This window comes from Pedobacter sp. A2324 (assembly GCF_059693705.1).
On record NZ_JCASSK010000004.1, the window covers coordinates 597168 to 618703 of the forward strand.

General features: G+C 39.8%; 19 protein-coding genes. 6 read left to right on the forward strand and 13 right to left on the reverse strand.

Annotation, left to right across the window (positions count from 1 at the left end):
* Positions 1–82: 82 nt before the first annotated feature.
* Positions 83–2365, forward strand: coding sequence for a tetratricopeptide repeat protein (locus AC570I_RS15165; RefSeq protein ID WP_497406108.1), 2283 nt, complete (start codon positions 83–85; stop codon positions 2363–2365).
* Position 2366: 1 nt separating this feature from the next.
* On the opposite strand, the gene AC570I_RS15170 is transcribed toward AC570I_RS15165, so the two are convergent.
* The 6 genes from AC570I_RS15170 to AC570I_RS15195 form a co-directional block, all read right to left on the reverse strand.
* Positions 2367–3119 carry a LytR/AlgR family response regulator transcription factor gene (locus AC570I_RS15170; RefSeq protein WP_497406109.1) on the reverse strand — a complete coding sequence of 251 codons (753 nt, stop codon included), beginning with the start codon at positions 3117–3119 and terminating at the stop codon, positions 2367–2369.
* 115 nt (positions 3120–3234) lie between these two features.
* Positions 3235–3843: a DUF1684 domain-containing protein gene (locus AC570I_RS15175; RefSeq protein ID WP_497406110.1), complete on the reverse strand. Its 609-nt coding sequence runs from the start codon at positions 3841–3843 to the stop codon at positions 3235–3237.
* Positions 3844–3871: 28 nt separating this feature from the next.
* Positions 3872–4969 carry a chorismate synthase gene (gene aroC / locus AC570I_RS15180; RefSeq protein WP_497406111.1) on the reverse strand — a complete coding sequence of 366 codons (1098 nt, stop codon included), beginning with the start codon at positions 4967–4969 and terminating at the stop codon, positions 3872–3874.
* Positions 4970–5038: 69 nt separating this feature from the next.
* Positions 5039–6307, reverse strand: a complete 1269-nt coding sequence (gene aroA, locus AC570I_RS15185; RefSeq protein WP_497406112.1) for a 3-phosphoshikimate 1-carboxyvinyltransferase — start codon at positions 6305–6307, stop codon at positions 5039–5041.
* A 71-nt stretch (positions 6308–6378) separates the two neighbouring features.
* Positions 6379–7518: a chorismate mutase gene (locus AC570I_RS15190; RefSeq protein WP_497406113.1), complete on the reverse strand. Its 1140-nt coding sequence runs from the start codon at positions 7516–7518 to the stop codon at positions 6379–6381.
* Positions 7519–7548: 30 nt separating this feature from the next.
* Positions 7549–8382 carry a prephenate dehydratase gene (locus AC570I_RS15195; RefSeq protein WP_047799118.1) on the reverse strand — a complete coding sequence of 278 codons (834 nt, stop codon included), beginning with the start codon at positions 8380–8382 and terminating at the stop codon, positions 7549–7551.
* Positions 8383–8920: 538 nt separating this feature from the next.
* Between AC570I_RS15195 and rplU the strand changes: the two genes are divergently transcribed.
* Positions 8921–9232, forward strand: coding sequence for a 50S ribosomal protein L21 (gene rplU, locus AC570I_RS15200; RefSeq protein WP_039476071.1), 312 nt, complete (start codon positions 8921–8923; stop codon positions 9230–9232).
* A 54-nt stretch (positions 9233–9286) separates the two neighbouring features.
* Positions 9287–9700, forward strand: coding sequence for a 50S ribosomal protein L27 (gene rpmA, locus AC570I_RS15205; RefSeq protein ID WP_082120644.1), 414 nt, complete (start codon positions 9287–9289; stop codon positions 9698–9700).
* 321 nt (positions 9701–10021) lie between these two features.
* Here the strand turns inward: rpmA and AC570I_RS15210 are convergent, their stop codons facing one another.
* From AC570I_RS15210 to AC570I_RS15225, 4 genes are all read right to left on the reverse strand, one after another.
* Positions 10022–10996 (reverse strand): polyprenyl synthetase family protein, encoded by a 975-nt coding sequence (locus AC570I_RS15210; protein ID WP_497406114.1) that lies wholly within the window; start codon positions 10994–10996, stop codon positions 10022–10024.
* A gap of 44 nt (positions 10997–11040) precedes the next feature.
* A complete protein-coding gene (rnr, locus tag AC570I_RS15215) occupies positions 11041–13173 on the reverse strand; it encodes a ribonuclease R (protein WP_497406115.1) in 2133 nt (710 codons plus the stop codon).
* Positions 13174–13268: 95 nt separating this feature from the next.
* Positions 13269–14321: a sialidase family protein gene (locus AC570I_RS15220; RefSeq protein ID WP_497406116.1), complete on the reverse strand. Its 1053-nt coding sequence runs from the start codon at positions 14319–14321 to the stop codon at positions 13269–13271.
* Positions 14302–16005 carry an ABC transporter ATP-binding protein gene (locus AC570I_RS15225; protein ID WP_497406117.1) on the reverse strand — a complete coding sequence of 568 codons (1704 nt, stop codon included), beginning with the start codon at positions 16003–16005 and terminating at the stop codon, positions 14302–14304. The genes AC570I_RS15220 and AC570I_RS15225 overlap by 20 nt, the downstream gene beginning before the upstream one ends.
* A gap of 125 nt (positions 16006–16130) precedes the next feature.
* Here AC570I_RS15225 and AC570I_RS15230 point away from each other — a divergent pair, with 125 nt between their 5' ends.
* Complete coding sequence (locus AC570I_RS15230; RefSeq protein WP_497406118.1) at positions 16131–16646, forward strand: DUF1579 domain-containing protein; 516 nt, start codon at positions 16131–16133, stop codon at positions 16644–16646.
* Between the two features lie 91 nt (positions 16647–16737).
* Complete coding sequence (locus AC570I_RS15235; RefSeq protein ID WP_497406119.1) at positions 16738–17940, forward strand: MFS transporter; 1203 nt, start codon at positions 16738–16740, stop codon at positions 17938–17940.
* 45 nt (positions 17941–17985) lie between these two features.
* Here AC570I_RS15235 and AC570I_RS15240 read toward each other — a convergent pair whose 3' ends face one another.
* On the reverse strand, positions 17986–18882 hold the full coding sequence (locus AC570I_RS15240; RefSeq protein WP_497406120.1) for a DUF72 domain-containing protein: 897 nt from the start codon (positions 18880–18882) through the stop codon (positions 17986–17988).
* 143 nt (positions 18883–19025) lie between these two features.
* Entirely contained in the window at positions 19026–20414 is a 1389-nt protein-coding gene (locus AC570I_RS15245; RefSeq protein ID WP_047799113.1) for an arginine decarboxylase, read from the reverse strand.
* A gap of 191 nt (positions 20415–20605) precedes the next feature.
* Between AC570I_RS15245 and AC570I_RS15250 the strand changes: the two genes are divergently transcribed.
* Positions 20606–20839 (forward strand): hypothetical protein, encoded by a 234-nt coding sequence (locus AC570I_RS15250; RefSeq protein WP_047799112.1) that lies wholly within the window; start codon positions 20606–20608, stop codon positions 20837–20839.
* Positions 20840–20940: 101 nt separating this feature from the next.
* Here the strand turns inward: AC570I_RS15250 and AC570I_RS15255 are convergent, their stop codons facing one another.
* Positions 20941–21519, reverse strand: coding sequence for a PhnA domain-containing protein (locus tag AC570I_RS15255; protein ID WP_497406121.1), 579 nt, complete (start codon positions 21517–21519; stop codon positions 20941–20943).
* Between the last annotated feature and the right edge of the window lie 17 nt (positions 21520–21536).

Genomic DNA, 21536 nt, shown 5'->3' on the forward strand with positions numbered 1-21536 from the left:
ATTCCTATCCAGCTGACTTTCACAGATCTTTGCGTTTTTAGTCATGAGTTGCTCATCGTCAGGCCCCTGTGTAATTCGTTTTGTGTTACCTGATAAACGCTGGATTTTATTATTTTTCATTGCCTTTTCATTCAAGGTTTCCCTTGCCCAGCAACGCTATGTCGTTTCTCAGGCAAAGTTAGATAGTGCTCTACGACTGGATAATCAGTATGTAAAACGCGATTCTATAAAGCTTAAAATTTTAGAAACCATTTACCGCCAGTATATTGGTTTAAAGAAAAGAGAAGCTGCAGATAGCTACATTGATAAAGTAATTGAACTTGCACACGAAAAAAATCTAAAGAAATTTTCAGCGTACGCTTTTTACAGGCGTGCATTGGGGTTTCATGGCCGTTCGAGCTATTTAAAGGCTGAAGAGAATTACAATAAAGCTTTAGCTGATTTTTCGGCAATCGGAAACCTCGATATGGTTGGCGGGATAAACCTCAATTTGGGGGCATTGTATTCTAGTATTCCCGATTATGTTAAATCTCTGGATGTTAATCAGAAGGCGATTGCAATATATGAGAAGTTAGGCAATGAAGAAGATATGGCGAGTTGCTACACGAATGTTTCAACTGTGTATCAGCATATGGGCAATCAGAGTCAGGCTGTATATTACCTCAGTAAAGCATTAAAGGTTTTTCAAAAGGATAAGGATAATCTTCGCGGGGTTTCGGTAGTGTATGAAGCAATAGGTACCAATTATTTCCATGCTTCGGATAAGGAACTTGCCGAAATGAATATGATGCCTGCGCAAAAAAATAAGCTGGCTCTCGACTATTTTACTAAAGCATTAAGGGTAGCCGAAGATATAAAAGATCAGGGTTTAATCGCAACCTGCAAAAGCGACATCGGTGATCTCTACCGATCGGTAGGGAAGAAAAAGGATGCTATTAAAGCGTACAGGGAATCGTTAGCAATCAATAAAGATGGCGAGAACCAGGATGGATATGCCTCCAGCTTATACGCTTTGGGTGATTTTTATCAGGAGGAAAATAATACAGACGAAGCCATTAGACTGCTTTCCGAGAGTTTAAAAATTGCCGAAGACAATAGCCTTTTGGAGAATGAAAAGCAGGCTGCATTAAGTTTGAGCCGTGTTTATGAAAAACTTAAAGACTATAACCAGTCTCTCATTTATTTCAGACAGTATGTTACTGTGAGGGATAAAATTGTTGATCAGGATAAAAAACGGGAAATTATTAAGCGTCAGTTGGAACTGGATTTTAGTGTGAAGGAGAATGACTACCTGATGAAACAACGCATATCAGAAAGTGAACTTAAAAGGCAAAAGCAGCAGCTGGAATTGCGGCGGCAACAGCTGGTTCTTGCAGATAAAGAGAAAGCTTTGGATCTGCTTTCCTTCCAAAAGGCTAAGCTTGCGTTAGACCTACAACACCTTGCTCAGGAAAATAAGTTGCAAAAGGAAACCAATGAGGCCCGGTTCGCTGCGTCCGAAAAAGATAAAAAAATCTTTTCGCAAAACCAGCAGATAAAAATTGACTGGAAGATCAAGGTGTTTTTAACCACCGCTGCTACGTTGATATTCATCATTGCCTTGCTGATATATCTTAGTCAACGGAAAACCAACAGACTAAATAAAATCATAAATACCCAAAAAAGAGAACTTGAACAACTCAGTAAAGTAAAAGACAGAATATTCAGTGTCGTAAGTCATGATATGCGTACACCTGTTAATTCATTAATTGCCTTTATCCAGCTCTTGGAAGAGGGTGATATAGAAAGAGAAAAGCTACGCCGTTACGCGGCAACCCTTAAAAATAACTTAAGCTACACTTCCTCCATGATGGAGAATTTACTTAACTGGGCTGCGAGCCAGATGCAGGGTTTCAACCCTTATTTGCAGCAGTTGGATTTGCATGAGCTCAGCACGGATGTAAGCAATACTTTGGCAGCTACGGCGCACGAAAAGAACATCTCGCTTATCAACACAGTACCTCAGCAAACCTTTTGCAAGGCAGACCTTAACATGCTAGCGCTTGTCATCAGAAACCTGATTACTAATGCCATTAAGTTTACACCAAACGGAGGAGTGGTGGAGATCAGCGTGAAAAGTATGGCCACGCAAATCAATCTTAAGATAGCGGATACCGGTATAGGATTAACGGAGAAGCAGATTACACATTTTAATAAGCCAGGTTATCTTGGTGCAGGTATAAGTACACCAGGTACCAATAAGGAAAAGGGAACGGGGCTGGGCTTACTGCTATGCAGAACCTTCATCGGCTTAATGGATGGTAAGGTATCAGCACACGTCAATGATGGCGTTGGAAGTAATTTTGTTATTGAGCTTAAAAGATAGTTTACTTCATAAATCTGGATAAGATTTTCTTATCAATAGATTTCTCCAGCAGCTCCTGTCGGTTTGCAGCACTAATCGGAACCACAAAATTATGATTCAGATGTACCTCATGATTCGTAAGGGTAGCAATATGATTGATATTGATAATGTATTGCTTATGAACACGTGAAAAAAGGGCAGATGGCAGCTGTTTTTCCAGATTTTTTAAGCTTACCAGAATAATGTGCTTATCGTCATGAGTAAACAATTTTGAAAAATCGCCCATGCTTTCAATGTAAATCACATCGTCATACCTGAGTTTGGTAATCCCTTTTGTTTCTCTGAAGAAGAAGTAATCATCTTTTAGCTCGTAGTCGCCGTTTGATTTTTCGGAATGCCTTTCTGCATTCTTTTTAAGCTCGATATATTCGATAGCTTTATTCGTCGCTTTTAATATCCGGTCGAAAGAAGCTGGTTTAACAATGAAATCTATTGCATCCAGATTAAAGCCCTCCACTGCATATTCGCTATACGAGGTTATAAAAATAAACTGGGGTTTGTTTTTGAGGCTTTTGAGTAAATCCATTCCTGATAAGTCTGGCATATCAATGTCAGAAAAAACGATGTCGATGGGGGTTGTAGAGAGAACCTGTGAGGCTTCAATACCATTGGCACAATTAGCTACAATATTTAATGAAGGAATTTTCTTCAGCTGGAACTCAATTAGGTCTCTTTCGATCTCATTGTCATCAACGATCAGGCAATTGTAGCTCATTTTTTAAAAACAAATATTTGGAACCCCCAAATGTAATATTAAAACGTCACTTAGCATGTGTCAGCAATACAAATCTTTAAAAAACAGCTGTTTTATTTGTAAAATAATTCAATTGCTACTTTTTATGTTTTTTATCACCGGTATAAAGTTGCTCTCCGGCCTTTATTTCCAGTTCTAAGTCGTTCTCCTGAGGCGGAACAGGACATCTATAACCGTCGCTGTATGCACAATATGGATTATAAGCTTTATTAAAATCCACTTCAATCTTGTTATCGGCTATTTCTTTTGAGCTGAGGTCAATGTACCTTCCGCCGCCGTAGGTCTCTTTGGTATTGGTTTCGTCTGTAAAAGGAAGAAATAACAGATCTTTGTACTTCGGATTGCCGGATAAGGCTACGTTTTTATACAAGGTCATGCTTACAGCTTTGCCATTCAACATAAAACTAATCCTGGCATAGCGATAAAATTCTTTGCTCGTTCCATCGTAGGTCGGCATTTTAAAAACCTTTTCATTTTTTAAGATCTCCACATTTGCAGTAAGTCTGTAACTGCTGTCTGCATCATAAAAATGTAGATTCGGAAGATCACTTTCTTTTAATGGCGCATAGCTGTCTTTAACAAATTCGTGTTTATAGTTTTCCCGGTGTTTTGAAATCTGATCTGTATGAGACTGTGCAAAGGAATTTAAACTAAAGAAAAGAAGTAGTATTGAAAGGATTTTCATATTACCATTTTTAATAGGCGACTTAATTTCAAATTACACTCGCTTTATTTCTTAAAAACTGATCTGCCAGAACCAAAGCCGCCATGGCTTCAACAATGACTACTGCCCTTGGTACCACACAAGGGTCGTGGCGGCCTTTTCCTTTAATTTCTGCAGCTTCACCTGCAGCATTAATGGTTTGCTGATTGTGCATAATGGTAGCTACAGGTTTAAAAGCCACCTTGAAGGTGATATCCATTCCATTTGAAATGCCCCCTAAAATGCCGCCGGCAAAATTGGTTGTGGTTTTAAAAGTATTGGCTTCGCTCGCTTTTGGCAGGGGAATATCATTGTGCTGTGAACCTCTTAGTTCGCTTCCGGCGAATCCCGATCCATATTCAAAGCCGTGTACTGCATTAATACTTAACATGGCCTTGCCCAGGTCGGCATGAAGTTTATCAAAAACCGGTTCGCCCAAACCTGCAGGACAGCCTTTAATTACACAGCTCACTTTTCCACCCACTGTATCGCCGTCTTTCCTAACGGAATCAATAAATTCAATCATTTCATTTGCCGTAGCCGGATCGGCACAACGAACAATATTTTCCTCCCTGATATCCAATAGTGCAGTCAAATCATTGCTTTCCAGATTTGGGGCTTCTATTGTTCCAACAGCGGTAACATGGGCAAAAATTTCAATTCCTTGTTGTTTCAAAAAGAGTTTGGCAATTGCTCCGGCCGCTACACGTGCTGCTGTTTCGCGTGCCGATGAACGGCCACCACCGCGGTGATCGCGAATGCCATATTTTGCATCGTAAACATAATCTGCATGACTCGGGCGATAAACATCAACATTATGGCCGTAATCCTTTGAACGCTGGTCTTCATTTGGAATTAAAAGTGCTATTGGGGTTCCTGTACTTTTACCTTCAAATACACCTGATAATACCTGTACGGTATCGCTTTCTTTTCGCTGAGTGGTTATTTTGGATTGACCAGGTTTGCGCTTGTCCAGTTCAGATTGAACGAAATCCATATCGATGTCGAGCTGCGCTGGACAACCATCGATTATTATCCCAATGGCTACGCCATGAGATTCGCCAAAGGTCGTGATGCGAAATAGTTGCCCGAATGAGTTGCCTGCCATATAGTTAATGAATGAGTGTTAGATTGATTGAATAATTGAATGATCCGTTATTTTGAGATTTCATACCTGCTATTTAATGCTAACATCAAATCCCGCTTTCTTTAAATCTTCCCAGTAATGAGGATATGATTTTTCAACTACCTGCATTTCTTCAATCTCTACTTCATTGATTAATAGTGCAAGCGGGGCGAAAGCCATCGCCATACGGTGATCCTCATAAGTTGCAATGGTGATTTTTTCAGGGAAATGAAGTTCATCTGTATTTAGGGTGTATACCAGATTGTCTTCAGTTAACGTCACACCGATTTTTGCCAGTTCATTTTGTAAAGCGGCAATACGGTCTGTTTCTTTAATTTTTAGGGTTTCTAAACCTGTAAAGGCCATGTTTTTTCCCAGAGCTGCTGCAATTACGACAATCGTTTGTGCCAGATCAGGGCAGGTTTTTAAATCAAGGACCTGATTGGTTTCGAGTGATAAGCCTAAGTTACTGATGAAGATTCCTTTTTCAGTTTTATCGGTTGCAATTCCAAAAATCTTCATGATTTTCTGAATCCGGCTATCGCCCTGTAAACTTTTTTCTTTCAATGCAGGTAGGCTGATTTCAGCTTCATCGGCCAAGGCTGCAATGCTGTACCAATAAGATGCGGCACTCCAGTCTGGCTCTACAATAAGATTACCTGGTTTAAATGCCTGAGGAGCAATTGAAATGGTATTACCGTTCCATTGGTGCTCGATGCCTACTTCAGCAAGCATATCAAGTGTCATATCAACATAAGGCTTAGAAGTAAGCTCTCCCTCAATTTCAAGAGTTAATCCTTGTGGCAATATGGGTGCAATCATCAGCAGGGCAGAAATATACTGGCTGCTCACATCGCCTTTGATTTTAACTTCAGAAGTTTTTTGGTCGAAAGGACCTGTAATATTTAAGGGAGGAAAGCCATCGCTTTCCGCATAGGAGATGTTTGCTCCGATTTTTTTCAAAGCTTCAGTAAGTATCCCAATTGGGCGCTGTTTCATACGCTCCGTACCCGTTAACAGGAAGTTCCCGTTTTTTGCAGAAAGATATGCCGAAAGGAAACGCATGGCAGTTCCGGCCGGACCAACATCTACGAGCTGAGAGTTCTGAGCAGGAGCTTCGGCCTCGTCTTTCAATGAATTTAAAATCCCATCGAGTGTTACCGTATCGGCTGCATTCGACAGGTTTTCAACTTTAACCAGTTTTTTACTCAGTGCACTGATGATCAATGCCCTGTTACATTCGCTTTTCGAACCTGTTAATTGGATTTCCGTATTAATAATCTTGTCGCCTTTAAAGGAGACTAAGGCATTTTTTGCCATTTTATTCTGTTTTTATGCGCTAAATCTAATGCCGGTAAAAATAACCGGCATTAGATGTACTTTTTTCAAATCTATTTGCCTACTTCAGTATGTTGTTCTGCAGCAATACCTTTTTCTGCTTTACCGGCATTCATGATTTCAGTTTGCTTGCGAATAGATTCGCCGTGTACCAATTCTAAGAATTTCTCTGTAAAGTTCAAATCTAGTTTTAAAGCTTTTGCAAAGGCATGGCCTTTTTGTATAATGGCATCCCAACGGTTAACTTGTAAAATAGTAACCTGATTATCGCGTTTGAATTCGCCGATTTTCTCTACGATAGACATACGTTCACCCAGTTTTTGCAATAAGATATCATCAATTTTATCAATTGATTTACGTAAGTCGGCCAGTTTATCAGCAAAAGCTTCGTTTGGTGCTTCAGGCTCACGAACGGTTAAGCGGTCAACAAGTTCTGCCAAAGCTGCCGGAGTAACCTGTTGTTTTGCATCTGTCCAGGCAACTGAAGGATCAACATGTGATTCGATCATCAAACCTTGCATATCTAAATCCAAAGCTTTTTGAGAAATATAAGGAATCAATTCGCGGTTTCCACAGATGTGGCTCGGATCGTTGATAATCGGAAGTTCAGGGCAAAGTGTTTTTAACTGGATGGCCATTTCCCACATCGGTTCGTTACGGAAAGAGCTCTTCTCGAAAGATGAGAAACCACGGTGGATGGCACCAATTTTAGTGATTCCAGCGCCATTAATACGCTCTATAGCACCAATCCATAGCTGCAAATCCGGATTTACAGGGTTTTTAATTAATACAGGAACATCATGACCTTTTAAAGCATCGGCAATTTCCTGAACAGTGAAAGGGTTTACTGTTGAACGCGCACCAATCCAGAGGATATCTACACCTGCAGCTAGAGCTTCTTCAACGTGTTTTGCATTTGCAACCTCAACTGCTGTAGGCAAACCAGTTTCTGCTTTTGCACGTTTCAACCACTCTAAACCAATACTTCCAATACCTTCAAATTCTCCCGGACGTGTACGTGGTTTCCAGATTCCAGCTCTTAAAACCGATACTTTACCAGTAGCAGCCAATAAATGTGCTGTAGTTAATAATTGCTCTTCAGTTTCGGCGCTGCATGGGCCCGAGATAATTAATGGTTCGTTGTTAACGTTTAACCAGGTGTTTAGTGGTTGGATGTTTAAATTAAGTTTCATGATTATGGAATTGTAGTATTTTTAATTTTGTTAAACTTTATCGTTCTTTTGATATTCACCAAGGATGTTGAAGTTGGTGGTGTATTTTAATGCTTTCCGGATGGCCTTATCATACTTTTCTGTGCTGGGCCACTCAAGGTCAACGTAAAAGTAGTATTCGTTTCTTTTCCCAAGTACTGGCATAGATTGTATTTTTGTTAAGCTTACGTCTTGTTCAGCAAATACATTTAATACTGTGGCCAATGATCCGGCCTTATGGCCAACCTGAAAGCAAATCGACGATTTGTTGATTTTTTTTCCTTCGTCTGTTTTCTCTTTTTTAAGGATCAGAAAACGGGTATAGTTTTTTTTATTTGACTCAACGCGACGCTCGAGAATGTTCAGTCCGTACAATTCAGCAGCTAAGCTATTGGCTATAGCCATGGTATCAGTAAGTTTCTCCTCCTGGATGCGTTTAGCACATGCCGCAGTATCATTACTTTCCACAATGTTGATGTGCGGGTAATCGTAAAAGAAATCAATGCACTGGCGGATCGCGATAGGATGGGAGGTTACCACCTTGATGTCTTCAAATTTCACGCCCGGCAGTGCCATCAGGTGTAGTTGAATTGGCAGGTAAACTTCACCCACAACAGAGAAACCATAATCGCGGATTAATGTATAGTTAGGTAGTAAGCTTCCGGCAATGGAATTCTCTATGGCCATCACCACGAAGTCAGCCTCGTTTTTTTCCAGCTTATCGCAGGTTTCTTTAAAAGAATTACATTCAACAGTTTCGATCTCTTTTCCGAAGAACTTGTATGCTGCTTCTTCGTGAAAAGAAGCCTTAATACCCTGAATTGCTACTCGTTTTGTCGTGTCCATTTTGTGTAAAACAAAAAAAGTCCCGGCTGTTTGCCGGGACTCTTTATACATTTAATATTTTATATATCTTTTTGCATATTAGCCCCGGCTCTTACTAAAAAAGTAAAAGTAACCAAAGTAATATGTGTTGAATAATTTCATTTTCTGTTATTGAATGAGCCAAATGTAGTAACAAAATTTAATTTGTCAATAGGAAAATGAAAATATTTTAATTTTTTTTCATTTAGACTGTTTCAGGTCTCGGTACAGATTCTCGATTTACTGAATGTTTATGGGTTATTTTTTTACGGCTAATGAATAAGCTTGCTCAGCCTTTGAGTTTATTAGGCTTAATATATTCAAGGTTACGGTTTAATAATTTGAAGGTATGCATATATAAGGTATGGCAATTCATTGCGTGGCCACATTGACTCGATAAGCTATAATATCCTCTGGTGAAAATTACATAAAATAATTTTGATATGTGTTTGTGTGTTAATTGAATTTGTTCTATATTTGCACCTCGTTAAATAAAAATTAAAAAACTAATATTTAAACAATGTACGCAATAGTAAATATAGCAGGGCAGCAATTTAAAGTTGCTAAAGACCAGCACCTTTTTGTACACAGATTGCAAGGAGATGAAGGCGCTAGTATTGAATTTGATAATGTATTGTTGGTTGATAATGGTGGTGCTATCACTGTAGGTGCTCCTGCAGTTAAAGGTGCTAAAGTTTCAGCTAAGATCGTATCTCATTTGAAAGGTGATAAAGTAATCGTTTTCCACAAGAAACGTAGAAAAGGTTACAAAAAGAAAAATGGTCACCGCCAGTTTTTCACTAAGATTCAGATCTCTGATATCACGTTATAATTAATTGTTAACCCAATAATTCGCTTTCTTTAGCGAGTTACAAAATATAAAATCATGGCACACAAAAAAGGAGCCGGTAGTTCGAAGAACGGACGTGAATCGCATAGTAAACGTTTAGGTATTAAAGTTTTCGGTGGTCAGTTAGCTATCGCAGGAAACATTATAGTACGTCAACGTGGTACAAAACACCACCCTGATAAAGGTGTTGGTATTGGTAAAGACCATACTTTATTCGCATTGGTTGATGGAACAGTTGTTTTCAGAAAGAAAGCTGACAACAAATCTTATGTTTCTATTCTTCCTTATGTTGAAACTGAAGTTGTAGCTGAGCCAGTTAAACAAGCGCCAGTTGCAAAACAAGAAACTGAAGCTGTAGACGTTGCTGCTGAAGCACCTGCTAAAAAAGCACCAGCAAAAAAAGCTGTTAAAAAAGACGAAGCTACTGAAGAAGCTGCAGTTGCAGAGTAATTAGTAAGCCACAATCATTAAAAAGGGTATCCATTTATTTGGATACCCTTTTTTTGTTCGCACGAAGCTGAGAAAGCATTGCTGTATCAAAAATATATTGATGATGTCAAAGGCTTTATTTTCAGATTTTGATCAGGTGTAAGTGTCATACACCTGTCTGATCTCCGAACAACATCCGAAGGGGATGTGTTTCGCGAAATAAATTTCTTGTTTCGGAATTAAATATAAACTCACACAAGCTTAACCCAACAAGTAATAACAATAAAGACTGTCTCTAAAGGGACAGTCTTTCATTTTTAGTGCTATTTATCAAAATGGATTTTAGTATTCCCTTGCCATTAACTGATTGGTCAGAGTAAGCAGGTTTGATTTCCTTTCTCCACTTGCCGAAATTTGCTGAAAAACATTTAAAGCTTTATCTAAATAACGGTTCATACTTTCTTTGGCGATATTCTGAATATCTAAAGTGTCGTACACCTGCCTTACTGTTTCAACTTTTTCTTTAATATCAAACTCTTTACAGGTGGTCCAGGTATCCAATGATTCTTTGACATCGCCCTCTGCCAGTTCAAATGCTTTTAACAATAAGAAAGTCTTTTTGTTGGCAATGATGTCGCCACCAACTTGTTTCCCGAATTTTTCAGGGTCAGCATACACATCCAGAATGTCGTCCTGTAATTGAAATGCTATGCCGATATTTTCTCCAAACTGATAGATCAAATCAGCTTCTTTTTCTGATGCACCGGCTATAATGGCTCCAAGCTTTAAAGCACCACCCAGCAGAACTGCTGTTTTTAGACGAATCATGTTGATGTATTCATCAATACTCACATCATCACGCTCTTCGAACTCCATATCCAGTTGCTGACCTTCGCAAACGCCCTGTGCAGTAGCGTTAAAAGTGTCTAATACATCCTTTAAAAAAACTGGGTTGACTTTGGCCAGATTTTTATTGGCTTCCACCATCATCACATCGCCACTTAAAATGGCAGTATTGATGCTCCATTTCTCATGTACCGTTTGTTTTCCCCTGCGTAATGGTGCATTGTCCATAATATCATCATGCACAAGTGTGAAGTTATGAAAAACCTCAATGGCCATTGCCGCATGTATGGCTTCATGGGCATCTTTTCCAAATAGTTCCGTAGCCATCAAAACCAACAACGGACGAACACGTTTTCCTCCGAGATTGATGATGTAGGTAATCGGATCATAAAGTTGTTTGGGATGATCAGGAAACTTTAAATTTTGTATTGCTGTATCTAAAATCTGTTGTAGTTGTTCTGTTGTATGCATGCGTTGCTTAAACATTGTGAATTCGGGCACAAATGTCTTAATTTTTAATCAGGAATTAGTGTAAAATCAATTTGACGTTTAGAAAGATCTACCTTTTTCACACGAATCATCACTTCATCACCCAGTTGATATTTCTTTTTCTTTCTTTGGCCTACGATGCAGTAATTTTTTTCATCCAATACATAAAAGTCGTCGGAAATATCGCGCAGGCGAATCATACCTTCACACTTATTTTCTTCAATTTCCACATACATTCCCCATTCGGTTACACCAGAAATAATTCCCTTGTATTCGGTTCCGATATTGTTTTCGAGATATTCGGCCTGTTTATATTTAATTGAAGCCCTTTCTGCATCAGCAGCCCTTTTCTCCATGGCCGACGAATGAACACACGCCACTTCGTAGAATTCTGCATCAGCTGATTTTTCTCCATTTAAGTAACTTTGTAAAAGGCGGTGCGCCATTACATCCGGATACCGTCGGATAGGAGAGGTGAAGTGGGTATAATACTCGAAGGCTAAGCCATAATGACTGGTCTTTTTGGTGGAATAAATCGCTTTTGCCATCGAACGTATGGCTAGCGAAGTAAGGATATTTTGTTCCTTCTTGCCTTCAACATCAGCCATCAGGTGGTTTAAAGATTTGGCAATTTCCTTATCTGATTTTGTATTGATTTTGTAGCCAAAGCGGGAAGCGAACGTAGCAAAGGTATTCAAGGTCTCCATGTTAGGAGAATCATGCACGCGGTAAACGAATGTGAGTTTGTTTTTTCCTTTGACCTTTGTGGCAATAAATTCTGCCACTTTGCGATTGGCCAGGAGCATATAATCTTCAATAAGCTTGTGGGCATCTTTACGCTCTTTTACATATACGCCGATGGGTTTGCCTGCTTCATCAAGTTTAAATTTTACTTCTGTGCTTTCAAAGCTGATGGCGCCATTCTGGAATTTGCGTTCGCGAAGAATATAAGCCAGCTCATTTAATTTTAATATTTCGTTTGCATAGTCGCCGGCTTTATTTTCAATAACTTCCTGGGCCTCTTCATAGCTAAACCGCCTGTCTGAATGAATGACCGTACGGCCATACCATTCATTCTTGATATTTGCGTGTTCATCCAGCTCAAAAACAGCGGCAAAACAAAGTTTATCTTCATGAGGACGGAGAGAACATACACCATTGCTTAAGCGCTCAGGAAGCATGGGGATTACCCGGTCGACCAGGTAAACAGAAGTTGCCCTACTGTAGGCTTCCTTATCGAGTTCTGTGCCCTGTAATACGTAATGGGAAACATCAGCAATATGAACCCCGATTTCATGGTTGCCATTCGGAAGTTTCTGGTATGAAATGGCATCATCAAAATCCTTAGCATCTGCAGGGTCTATGGTGAAAGTGAGAACCTTTCTAAAGTCTTTTCTTTTGGCTATTTCAGCTTCCGGTATTTCTTCAGGAATGGCATTTGCTTCCTTCTCTACCTGTGCCGGAAATTCGAGTGGAAATCCGTACTGCGCAAGAATCGCGTTCATTTCCGTGTTATTCTCGCCCTGGTTTCCTAAAACATGTTTTACGATACCAATAGGATTTTTCACACCTTCAGGCCAATCGGTTAACGAAACCAATACCCGTTGGCCGCTTTTAGCTTCGTGTGTATCGGCAAGCGGAACGAAGATGTCGTGCATCATTTTTTTATCATCAGCGATTACAAAAGCGAATCGATCTGATATTTTGATCACACCGGTAAAGTCTGATTTTGCACGTTTAATAATCTCAACAACTTCCCCATCATTTTTGCGGCCACTTTTCTTCGCAAAAACATAGGCCTTTACCGTGTCGCCATGAAGTGCATTTTTAAGTTTTCTGGGGGCAACGAATATGTCTTTTTCAAATTCATCCTGAGGTACAATGTAAGCAGATCCATCTGCTGTCATATCAACCGTTCCAATAATAAAGTTTTGAAGGTCTTTCAATCTAAACTTCCCTTTTTCAGGCTCAAGGAAAATACCAGTGCTTTTTCCTTCCTTTAATATTTCGAGAATAGTTTCTCTTGATTCCTGATCATTTAGGTTTAACTTGGCCGAAACCTGCTTATAATTTAAAGGCTGATTGTTATTCTTTTCGAAAACATCACTAACCAATTGATTAAGAACTAATTTTATATTCGCCGATTTCTTCTTTGCCATACGCTAAAACTGAATTTACCGAAGATACAGAAAAGATGGGGAGATTAGGTAAACCGGGGATTGGAAAATGTGTTACCCCTAATAAGATCATTGATTTATTGTAATTTAAAGCTTAGGTATTTGATCTTTTTTCTGATGGAAGTGTAGCTTAAATGTATCACTTCATTGCTATCCTGAATAATTGCAGGATAACTATATTCACCTTTTTTGTGGTTTTCAAGCGTATAGATGTCAGTCCAGTTTTTCCCATCATCTGAGATGGCCAGCTTTAATACCGAACGGCCTTCCCACCAGTTTTTACCGGCAGAAAGCGGATTGTATATCAGGATTTGTCGGCCATCCCGCAGGGTAACGGCATCGCTTCCGGAATTGGGGTTAGGTAGTTTTGTTGCTGTGAGCTTCGACCAGGTTTCACCATTATCGGCCGACCAGCTTTCTACAATTACATTTTGTCTGCTTCTGCACAATAGCTGCAGTTTACCATTTGGATAAGTGAGTATGGAAGGTTGAATTACGCCAAAGGTGTCGCAATCGATTATGATCTTTTTCCAGTTTTTAGCTGCCGCATCGGTTTTCTCAATATGAATATTCCAGATTTTTTCATCCTGACTTTCGGTACTTGAAGGATAAAGGATATCTCCGTTGCGGAGTTGTACGGGTTTATTTTTTATCGGACCTAGAAAACCATCCGGCAGTTTAATGGCCTGCGACCAGGTTTTTCCGTTATCATTCGATGTTTTGTATACTGCCCACCAGCTTCGGGGATTGATACCAATTTTATAGTGGAGATACAGGATGCCATTTTTTGATTTGAACAGTACGGGATTCCAGGTGGGAAAACGCAAAGTGTCATTTTGTTTACCGTTCGCAATTTCTACAGGTGCGCTCCATTTTCCTTTTCGGTTTACGGATGACCATATGGAAACATCATTGCTACCCTCATGCTTACCACCAAACCATGCCGCCATTAGGGTTTGATTATCAAGTGCAACTAAGGTTGAAGCGTGACAGGCTTCGAAGGGGGCCTGTTCAAAAATATAACTGTCTGATATGATATGCAGGTTATTTTGGGCTTCAGACCTGAAATTAGCAAGGAGCAGTAGGGTAGTAAGCAGGATTGTAAAGCTTTTAGCTGGCGGGAATGGCATCGATGAGTTTTTTAGTGTAAGCAGCTTTAGGTGCATAAAATATTTCTTCAGGAAAACCTTCTTCTTCAATTTTCCCTTTGTTCATCACCAGAATCCGGTCGGAGATGTGTTTAACTACCGCTAAATCATGTGAAATGAAAATGTAAGTCAGGCCGAATTCCTGTTGCAGATCCCGGAGCAGATTGAGTACCTGTGCCTGAACAGATACATCCAGGGCCGAAACAGATTCATCGCAAATGATAAATTTTGGTTTTAGTGCAAGTGCCCTCGCAATAACAATCCGCTGGCGTTGGCCACCACTAAATTCGTGTGGATAACGGTTAAAATGTTCTGCTTTTAAACCTACTTTGTTTAAAAGTTCAAGTACTTTTTGTTTACGTTCTGAATCGTTGCTGAACATTTTATGAACCTGAAGTGGTTCCAGAATTGATTGTCCGACTGTAAGTTTTGGATTTAAAGAAGCGTAGGGATCCTGAAAGATGATCTGTATATCTCTGCGTAATTTTCGAAGGTAAGTACTACTAATGCTGGTGATGTTTTGTCCATTGAAAATAATATCACCTGATGTAGGTTGAATGAGCCTTAGGATGGTTCTGCCGAGGGTGGTTTTGCCACATCCGGACTCACCGACTAATCCCAGTGTTTCACCCTGAAAGACATTGAAGCTTACCTCATCTACAGCTTTAACATAATCAGTTGCTTTACCAAAAAAACCATTTTTTACTGGGTACCAGGTGCACAATTTTTCGATCTGCAGCAGCGGTGCCTGTTGATAAAGCTTCGCCCTGTGGAGGTCGATTTCTTCTGCCGTAAACTGATTTGATGCCTGCAAATGGGCATGGCTATCCTCAATTTTTCCGGTTAAAAAATCGGCAACGACAGGTAGTTTTTTTAGTTGCAGGGCAGGAGAAGGGCGGCAGGCCAGCAAGCCTTTGGTATATGGGTGTTGCGGGTGCTGGAATATCGATGCTGCAGAACCTTGTTCTACAATTTCCCCTTTGTACATCACTGCAATATCATCGGCAATCTCCTTAATAACCCCTAAATCATGTGAGATAAATATCATGGCCATATCCCTTTCTTCTTTGAGTTTTAACAATAACTGAAGAATGGTTTTCTGAACGGTAACGTCTAGCGCTGTAGTGGGTTCATCGGCAATCAAAAGTTTTGGATTTGCACTCAAAGCCATCGCTATCATCACGCGTTGCTTCTGGCCTCCTGATATCTGATGCGGGTAGCTGTCGAATATTTTTTCGGGTCTGGGTAACTGAACTTCCTCGAAAAGCGCAATGGTTTTACTTTTGGCGGTTCGTCGGTCGACTTTTTGGTGTAGTATAATGGCCTCTACAACCTGTTCTCCACAGGTGAAAACCGGATTTAAAGAGGTCATCGGTTCCTGGAAAATCATAGAAATCTGATTTCCCCTGATCTGGCGGATCTCGCTGGTGCTGAGATTCAGGATGTTTATGCCATCAAAATTAATCTCCCCTGTAATTTTAGCTGTACGTTCATCATGCAAACGCATGATGGAAAAGGATGTAACTGATTTTCCTGAACCTGACTCGCCTACGATGCCTAAAACAGTTCCTTTTTTGATATTGAAACCGATTTGCTTAACAGCTTTAAACCAGGTTTTATCTTCCTGGTTATAGAAATCGATATTTAAATTCTCAACGTTTAGCATCAGATTACAATTGTAATGTTTTCTGTTGGAATTATATTGATTCCTTTAATTTTTTGACAGAATTTGAGAGTTCGTACTATATTTTTGTTCGCTGGAGATTGACGCAATATTTTTTATATTTGAATATGTCAAAGAACAAATTTGAGCAATCAATAATTGATGGTGCTCACCATAGACTCAATGATTTGGTTGGAAAGTGGACCGGGAGAACTAAAACCTGGTTTGAACCAGATGTACTTGCTGACGAATCTCCATCTGAAGCTGAAATTTCGGCTAGTCTAGAAGGTCGTTTCATCTCTTATGACTACGTCAGCAGCCTGAATGGGAAACCACTGTCAGGTAAAATGATAATAGGTTTCGATATTCCTTATCAAAAATTCACTTTCGCCTGGATTGACAGTTTTCATATGGGAACGCAGATTATGCAGGCCACCGGGGATGCCACAGCGAATGGTTTTTCCATAACAGGTTCATGGGGAAACCCGGAATATGGCGATCAGCTTTTTGGCTGGCGTACAGAGCTGGAGATTATTGATAAAAACCATATTATCGTTTCGGCCTATAATATTATGCCGGGAGAGGAAGAAACCAAAGCGATTGAGGCGGATTATCAACGGCTACAACAGGTAGGTTCGTGTTAAATATACACTAACTGTTTTTTGAAAGTCAAACTCTTAATTTTAGCCTGTACTATTGCAGGATTTTAAGGAAATTAGCAATTCAATTATTGTTATGCCTTCCGAATCCGAAAAATCCGTCATCCAAAATATTAACTTAACCATCGTGAGTTATGTGGCTTTCACTTTTTTAGGCTATTTCACGATTGGACTGACACTAGCGGTATTGCCGCAGTATCTTCATGCCAACCTGGCTTATAGCACAATGGTTGCCGGAGTAGTCATCAGTTTACAGTATGCTGCGACTTTTCTCTTTCGTGGTTTTGCTGGAAAAATTGTAGACAAGAAGGGGCCTAAGCCTGCCGTTTTAATGAGTATGGCTGGTTTTATTCTGAGCGGTGTGGTGTTGTTAGCTGTCGCTTTTTTAAGTGAGTATAGGATGCTAAGCTTGATACTTCTAGTAATAATGCGACTGGTTACCGGTTTTGCAGAAGGTTTGGTTGGCGCGAGTCCGATCAATTGGGCAATACTCAAAGTGGGCCCGGCACATACAGCCAGGGCCATCAGTTACAACGGAATTGGTAATTATGGTGCACTCGCTGCTGGTGCTCCTCTAGGCGTGCTGATCAGTAATGCATTTGGCATTGAGTATATAGCCATATTTATTATTCTGATAGGTATTGCTGGTCTGGCTTATGCGAATAGCAAGTTGAATATTATTGGAATGAGTAAAGAGGCCCCTCAGTCATTTTTGCATGTATTAAAAAAGGTTACGCCCTACGGCTTGTGTTTAGCTGCAGGCGGAATAGGTTTTGGAGCGATTTCTACCTTCATCACTATCTATTATTCTTATTTACACTGGGCCGGTGCGGTATTCTGCCTGTCGATTTTTAGTGTGATGTTTGTTTTGGGCAGGTTAATTTTTGCCAGGGCCATTGATCAGTATGGTGGTATGAAAACGGCTATTGCCTGCTTAAGCATGGAAGTGGTCGGGTTAAGCATCATTGCCTTGTCGGTAAATCCGACGTTTACTTTTATCGGTGCAGGAATCGCGGGATTGGGTTTTTCTCTTGTCTTTCCGGCACTTGGGGTAGAAGCTGTTCGATTGGTTGCAGCATCCAGTCAGGGATCGGCTTTGGGGAATTATGGCCTATTTATTGATCTTTCTTTAGGCATTACCGGGCCTTTGCTGGGTGCAATATCGACAGGATTTGGTATGAACTATCTTTTTCCTTTTAGTTTAGGAGTTGTGGTGCTAGGCTTAATCCTGGCCAGCGCTATATTATATAAACGGCAACGTTTACAGGTGGCTAACTAATGATAAAGGTCTTGCTGTTTTAATATCGCAAGACCTTTTTAATTCTTAAAATAGAGTTGGTGGGGTTTTGTCATCAGCCATTTTCGGAATCTTCAAATCTGTTCCAATGGCTTTATTTAATTTTTGAATAAAATAGGCAGATAGAAGGGGGGAAGCTAACTCTACATTCTGGTGAACAAAGAAATAGAGATTTTGAAGTCCTTGTTCTTTCCAGCTTACAATACGGTCTACCCATTCATCTAATCTGGAATAATCGCTTTCGTGATTGGCACCCACATAGCGTACAAAAGCTGTCGGCGTGGTAAGGCGCATGTGGAGCATATCTCTGCGTCCGGCAGTATCCACAATGATATTGGCTATGCCAGTATCCTCAAATAGCTGGGCAAACTCTTTTGCGATGGCTGTATTGGAGAACCACTCTCTGTTTCGAACTTCTACGCCTAGGGGAATTACCTTAGGAAATTCGTTTACCACTATTTTTAAACGGTCAAAATCTTTTGGTTTAAAATTATCATGCAGCTGAAGAAAGGCCATTCCTAGCTTGTCTTCGAAGTTGCTGATGGCATCACAAAACTGTTCAACAGGTTCCTTAACGTTGATTAACCTTTTGAAATGACTTATGGTATTAGTTAATTTGGGGAAAAACCTGAAGTCAGCAGGTGTTTTTTCTTTCCAGGTAATTACCTGATCGCTCACTGGCATGCCATAAAAAGTAGAGTTAAGTTCGACTGAATTGAATTGAGTAGAATAATAGGTCAACTCATCTTTGGTTCCTTTTGGATAAAAACCTTTTAAATCAGCTTTGTTCCATTTTGCACAACCCACAGATGCATGAAACTTTTGTTTGGGTTTATTTGCAGCTAAAATTGCGGCTGTTTCCGGCGCATCTGCCGGTAGGGTGAAATCTATAATGGAAGGGTCTTCTACTTGTCCGAATTTCATAATGTGGTAGTTTTTTAACTGTCTGCTAAGTTAATAAAGAAAATAAGGCAAAGAAATATTTCGTACCTCATAATGACCAATGAACAAAAAAAGCGCTGAGTGATTACCCAGCGCTTTCTAATGTAAAATTTTATTATACCAGGTTAATAACCCAGAATCTTCAATACCTGCTTACTATTTTGTTCTTCTCCGAAAACCTCGAAGTTGAAACTTTCATCGCGGTTCCTGCGGATTAGCACGTGTTTCGGACTTGGAAGTAAACAGTGGTGAATACCTCCGTAACCGCTCAATACCTCCTGATAGGCACCGGTATGAAAGAAACCCAGGTATTGGACCTTACGGGTTTTAGGCATAAATACGCTATTCATATGGGCTTCCTGGTTATAGTAATCCTGACCATCGCAGGTAATACCACCTAAATTGACACGCTCGTACTCAGCATCCCAGTTGTTGATTGGAAGAAGGATGTATTTTTGATTTAATGCCCAAACATCAGGTAAATTCGTAATGAAAGAACCATCCAGCATTAACCAACGCTCACGGTCGTTTTGTTGCTTACGCCCTAATACTTTATATAAAATTCCGGAGGCTTCTGCCACAGTGTACTTACCGAATTCAGTAATAATATCTGGTTCCATTACATCGTGAATAGCACAGATTTCCTTAATCCGTTTCACGATTTCGTTTACCATGTATTCGTAATCGAAATCGAACACCAGTGAATCTTTGAACGGCATACCTCCACCAATATCCAGCGTATCAAGATCAGGATTGATTTTTTTGAATTTACAGTATAGGGTTACATATTTTTCCAGTTCATTCCAGTAATAAGGAGAATCGGTTATTCCCGAATTGATAAAAAAGTGAAGTAATTTCACTTTGAAATTTGGATTGTGAACGATCTTATTATTATAAAAATCGATTACATCTTCCATACGTACCCCTAAACGGGAGGTATAGAACTGGGAATCTGGCTGCTCTTCTGCAGCAATCCGGATACCCAGGTTACAAGGTTCTTCCATTTCAACCTCATCATCATACAGGTTAAATTCTTCCTTATTATCTAAAACCGGGATGATGTTTTTATAACCGTCGTGCAACATATCGATAATATATTGCTTGTACTGATAAGTTTTAAAGCCATTACAGATAATGGTGGTATCTTTTGTTAAGTGACCTTTCTTCTCAAGGGCATCTACCATTGGCATGTCAAAAGCAGAGGAAGTTTCAAGGTGAATATTGTTCTTCAGTGCTTCTTCAACAATGTGTCTGAAATGCGAGCTTTTGGTACAATAGCAATACTTGTAATCGCCACGGTAATTATTCTTTAATATGGCAGTCTGGAAAAGAATCTTCGCTTGCTGAATTTTCTTGCTAACCAGCGGTAAGTATGTGAAACGTAGGGGAGTACCGTAGGTTTCAATCATTTCCATCAGGTTTAAGTCCTGAAAATATAATTCATCATCCAACACATCAAAGCCTTCCTGCGGAAAGCCAACGCTTAGATCGAGAAATTCTGAGTAACTCTGCATTTAGTTATTAATAATTTTTGCAAAAATGTAATTTTAAATCGAGAATTAATCTTTATTGAAAATATTTTTACGGTAAGGAAACGGAGCATAGGAAAAATGCGTTGCTAATTATTTTCATTTTTTTTAAAGTAATTCCGCTACTCAACCGTCTACCCCTCTAAACCTTAACAAAAACGATTAAATTCTACATCATGATCTCAATTTTCAAAACGAACATTCAAACAGGAGTTGAACTGAATAAGATTGCTCAGCACCTGAATAATTTACTTTCCGGCGCTACCTGGAGTGTCGATCTGACTGATTCAGATAAAATTTTAAGAATCGACTCGAGTGTTGATAAAATTGGTGATGCGGTTTCCCTGTTAACCAGATATGGTTTTAACTGTGAAAACCTCCAGAATTTTTATGCACCGCCGGTTTGGTAAATTTATACGAGCGTCGTTAAATAACTGTTTATCATTGCGAGGTACGAAGCAATCTCTCTTCTAGAACAGATTGTTTTGTAACCCGCAATGAGCTAAGAATTTTAACCTTTCCTTAAATATTTGGTGAGGATTACGATGGTTTGGCCTTCTACTTTACCTTCAATTTGTTCCGTATTATCGTGAACCAGTCGGATGTTTTTGACCACTGTACCCAACTTCGCAGTGAGGGTAGAGCCCTTTACATCCAGTGTTTTGACTAACACAACGGTATCTCCCTCGTATAACCGGGTTCCATTACTATCCTGGTGGAACTCTACTGTACCATCCTGCTCGTGATCACCAGTTTTTTTAGCCCACTCTAAAGTTTCATCATCCAGGTACAGAATATCTAAACTATTAGCTGCCCAGCCTTCGTTTCTTAAACGACTTAACATTCTCCATGCTGCCACTTGTACGGGCGTAAATTCCGACCACATGGTTTCTGTTAAGGCTTTCCAGTGACTGGCATCAAGTTGTTCTCTTTTTTCAATCTGATTTAAACAGATATTACAAACCAGAATGCTATTGTCGGCGTTTGGATTGCTCGTTGGCGGTACTTCATAAACAGATAAGTGGTTAGTTGAAGTACACAACTCGCATTTATTGCCAGACCGTGTTTGTAGTTGTTGTGCTAAAGACATATTGCTATTCAGATTTT

What these genes read in the sequence shown, in the direction of transcription:
- AC570I_RS15170 (WP_497406109.1), bottom strand. Translation starts at nt 3,119, where the DNA reads ATGAGCTACAATTGCCTGATCGTTGATGACAATGAGATCGAAAGAGAC.
- AC570I_RS15175 (WP_497406110.1), bottom strand. Translation starts at nt 3,843, where the DNA reads ATGAAAATCCTTTCAATACTACTTCTTTTCTTTAGTTTAAATTCCTTT.
- aroC (WP_497406111.1), bottom strand. Translation starts at nt 4,969, where the DNA reads ATGGCAGGCAACTCATTCGGGCAACTATTTCGCATCACGACCTTTGGC.
- aroA (WP_497406112.1), bottom strand. Translation starts at nt 6,307, where the DNA reads ATGGCAAAAAATGCCTTAGTCTCCTTTAAAGGCGACAAGATTATTAAT.
- AC570I_RS15190 (WP_497406113.1), bottom strand. Translation starts at nt 7,518, where the DNA reads ATGAAACTTAATTTAAACATCCAACCACTAAACACCTGGTTAAACGTT.
- AC570I_RS15195 (WP_047799118.1), bottom strand. Translation starts at nt 8,382, where the DNA reads ATGGACACGACAAAACGAGTAGCAATTCAGGGTATTAAGGCTTCTTTT.
- rplU (WP_039476071.1), top strand. Translation starts at nt 8,921, where the DNA reads ATGTACGCAATAGTAAATATAGCAGGGCAGCAATTTAAAGTTGCTAAA.
- rpmA (WP_082120644.1), top strand. Translation starts at nt 9,287, where the DNA reads ATGGCACACAAAAAAGGAGCCGGTAGTTCGAAGAACGGACGTGAATCG.
- AC570I_RS15210 (WP_497406114.1), bottom strand. Translation starts at nt 10,996, where the DNA reads ATGCATACAACAGAACAACTACAACAGATTTTAGATACAGCAATACAA.
- rnr (WP_497406115.1), bottom strand. Translation starts at nt 13,173, where the DNA reads ATGGCAAAGAAGAAATCGGCGAATATAAAATTAGTTCTTAATCAATTG.
- AC570I_RS15220 (WP_497406116.1), bottom strand. Translation starts at nt 14,321, where the DNA reads ATGCCATTCCCGCCAGCTAAAAGCTTTACAATCCTGCTTACTACCCTA.
- AC570I_RS15225 (WP_497406117.1), bottom strand. Translation starts at nt 16,005, where the DNA reads ATGCTAAACGTTGAGAATTTAAATATCGATTTCTATAACCAGGAAGAT.
- AC570I_RS15230 (WP_497406118.1), top strand. Translation starts at nt 16,131, where the DNA reads ATGTCAAAGAACAAATTTGAGCAATCAATAATTGATGGTGCTCACCAT.
- AC570I_RS15235 (WP_497406119.1), top strand. Translation starts at nt 16,738, where the DNA reads ATGCCTTCCGAATCCGAAAAATCCGTCATCCAAAATATTAACTTAACC.
- AC570I_RS15240 (WP_497406120.1), bottom strand. Translation starts at nt 18,882, where the DNA reads ATGAAATTCGGACAAGTAGAAGACCCTTCCATTATAGATTTCACCCTA.
- AC570I_RS15245 (WP_047799113.1), bottom strand. Translation starts at nt 20,414, where the DNA reads ATGCAGAGTTACTCAGAATTTCTCGATCTAAGCGTTGGCTTTCCGCAG.
- AC570I_RS15250 (WP_047799112.1), top strand. Translation starts at nt 20,606, where the DNA reads ATGATCTCAATTTTCAAAACGAACATTCAAACAGGAGTTGAACTGAAT.
- AC570I_RS15255 (WP_497406121.1), bottom strand. Translation starts at nt 21,519, where the DNA reads ATGTCTTTAGCACAACAACTACAAACACGGTCTGGCAATAAATGCGAG.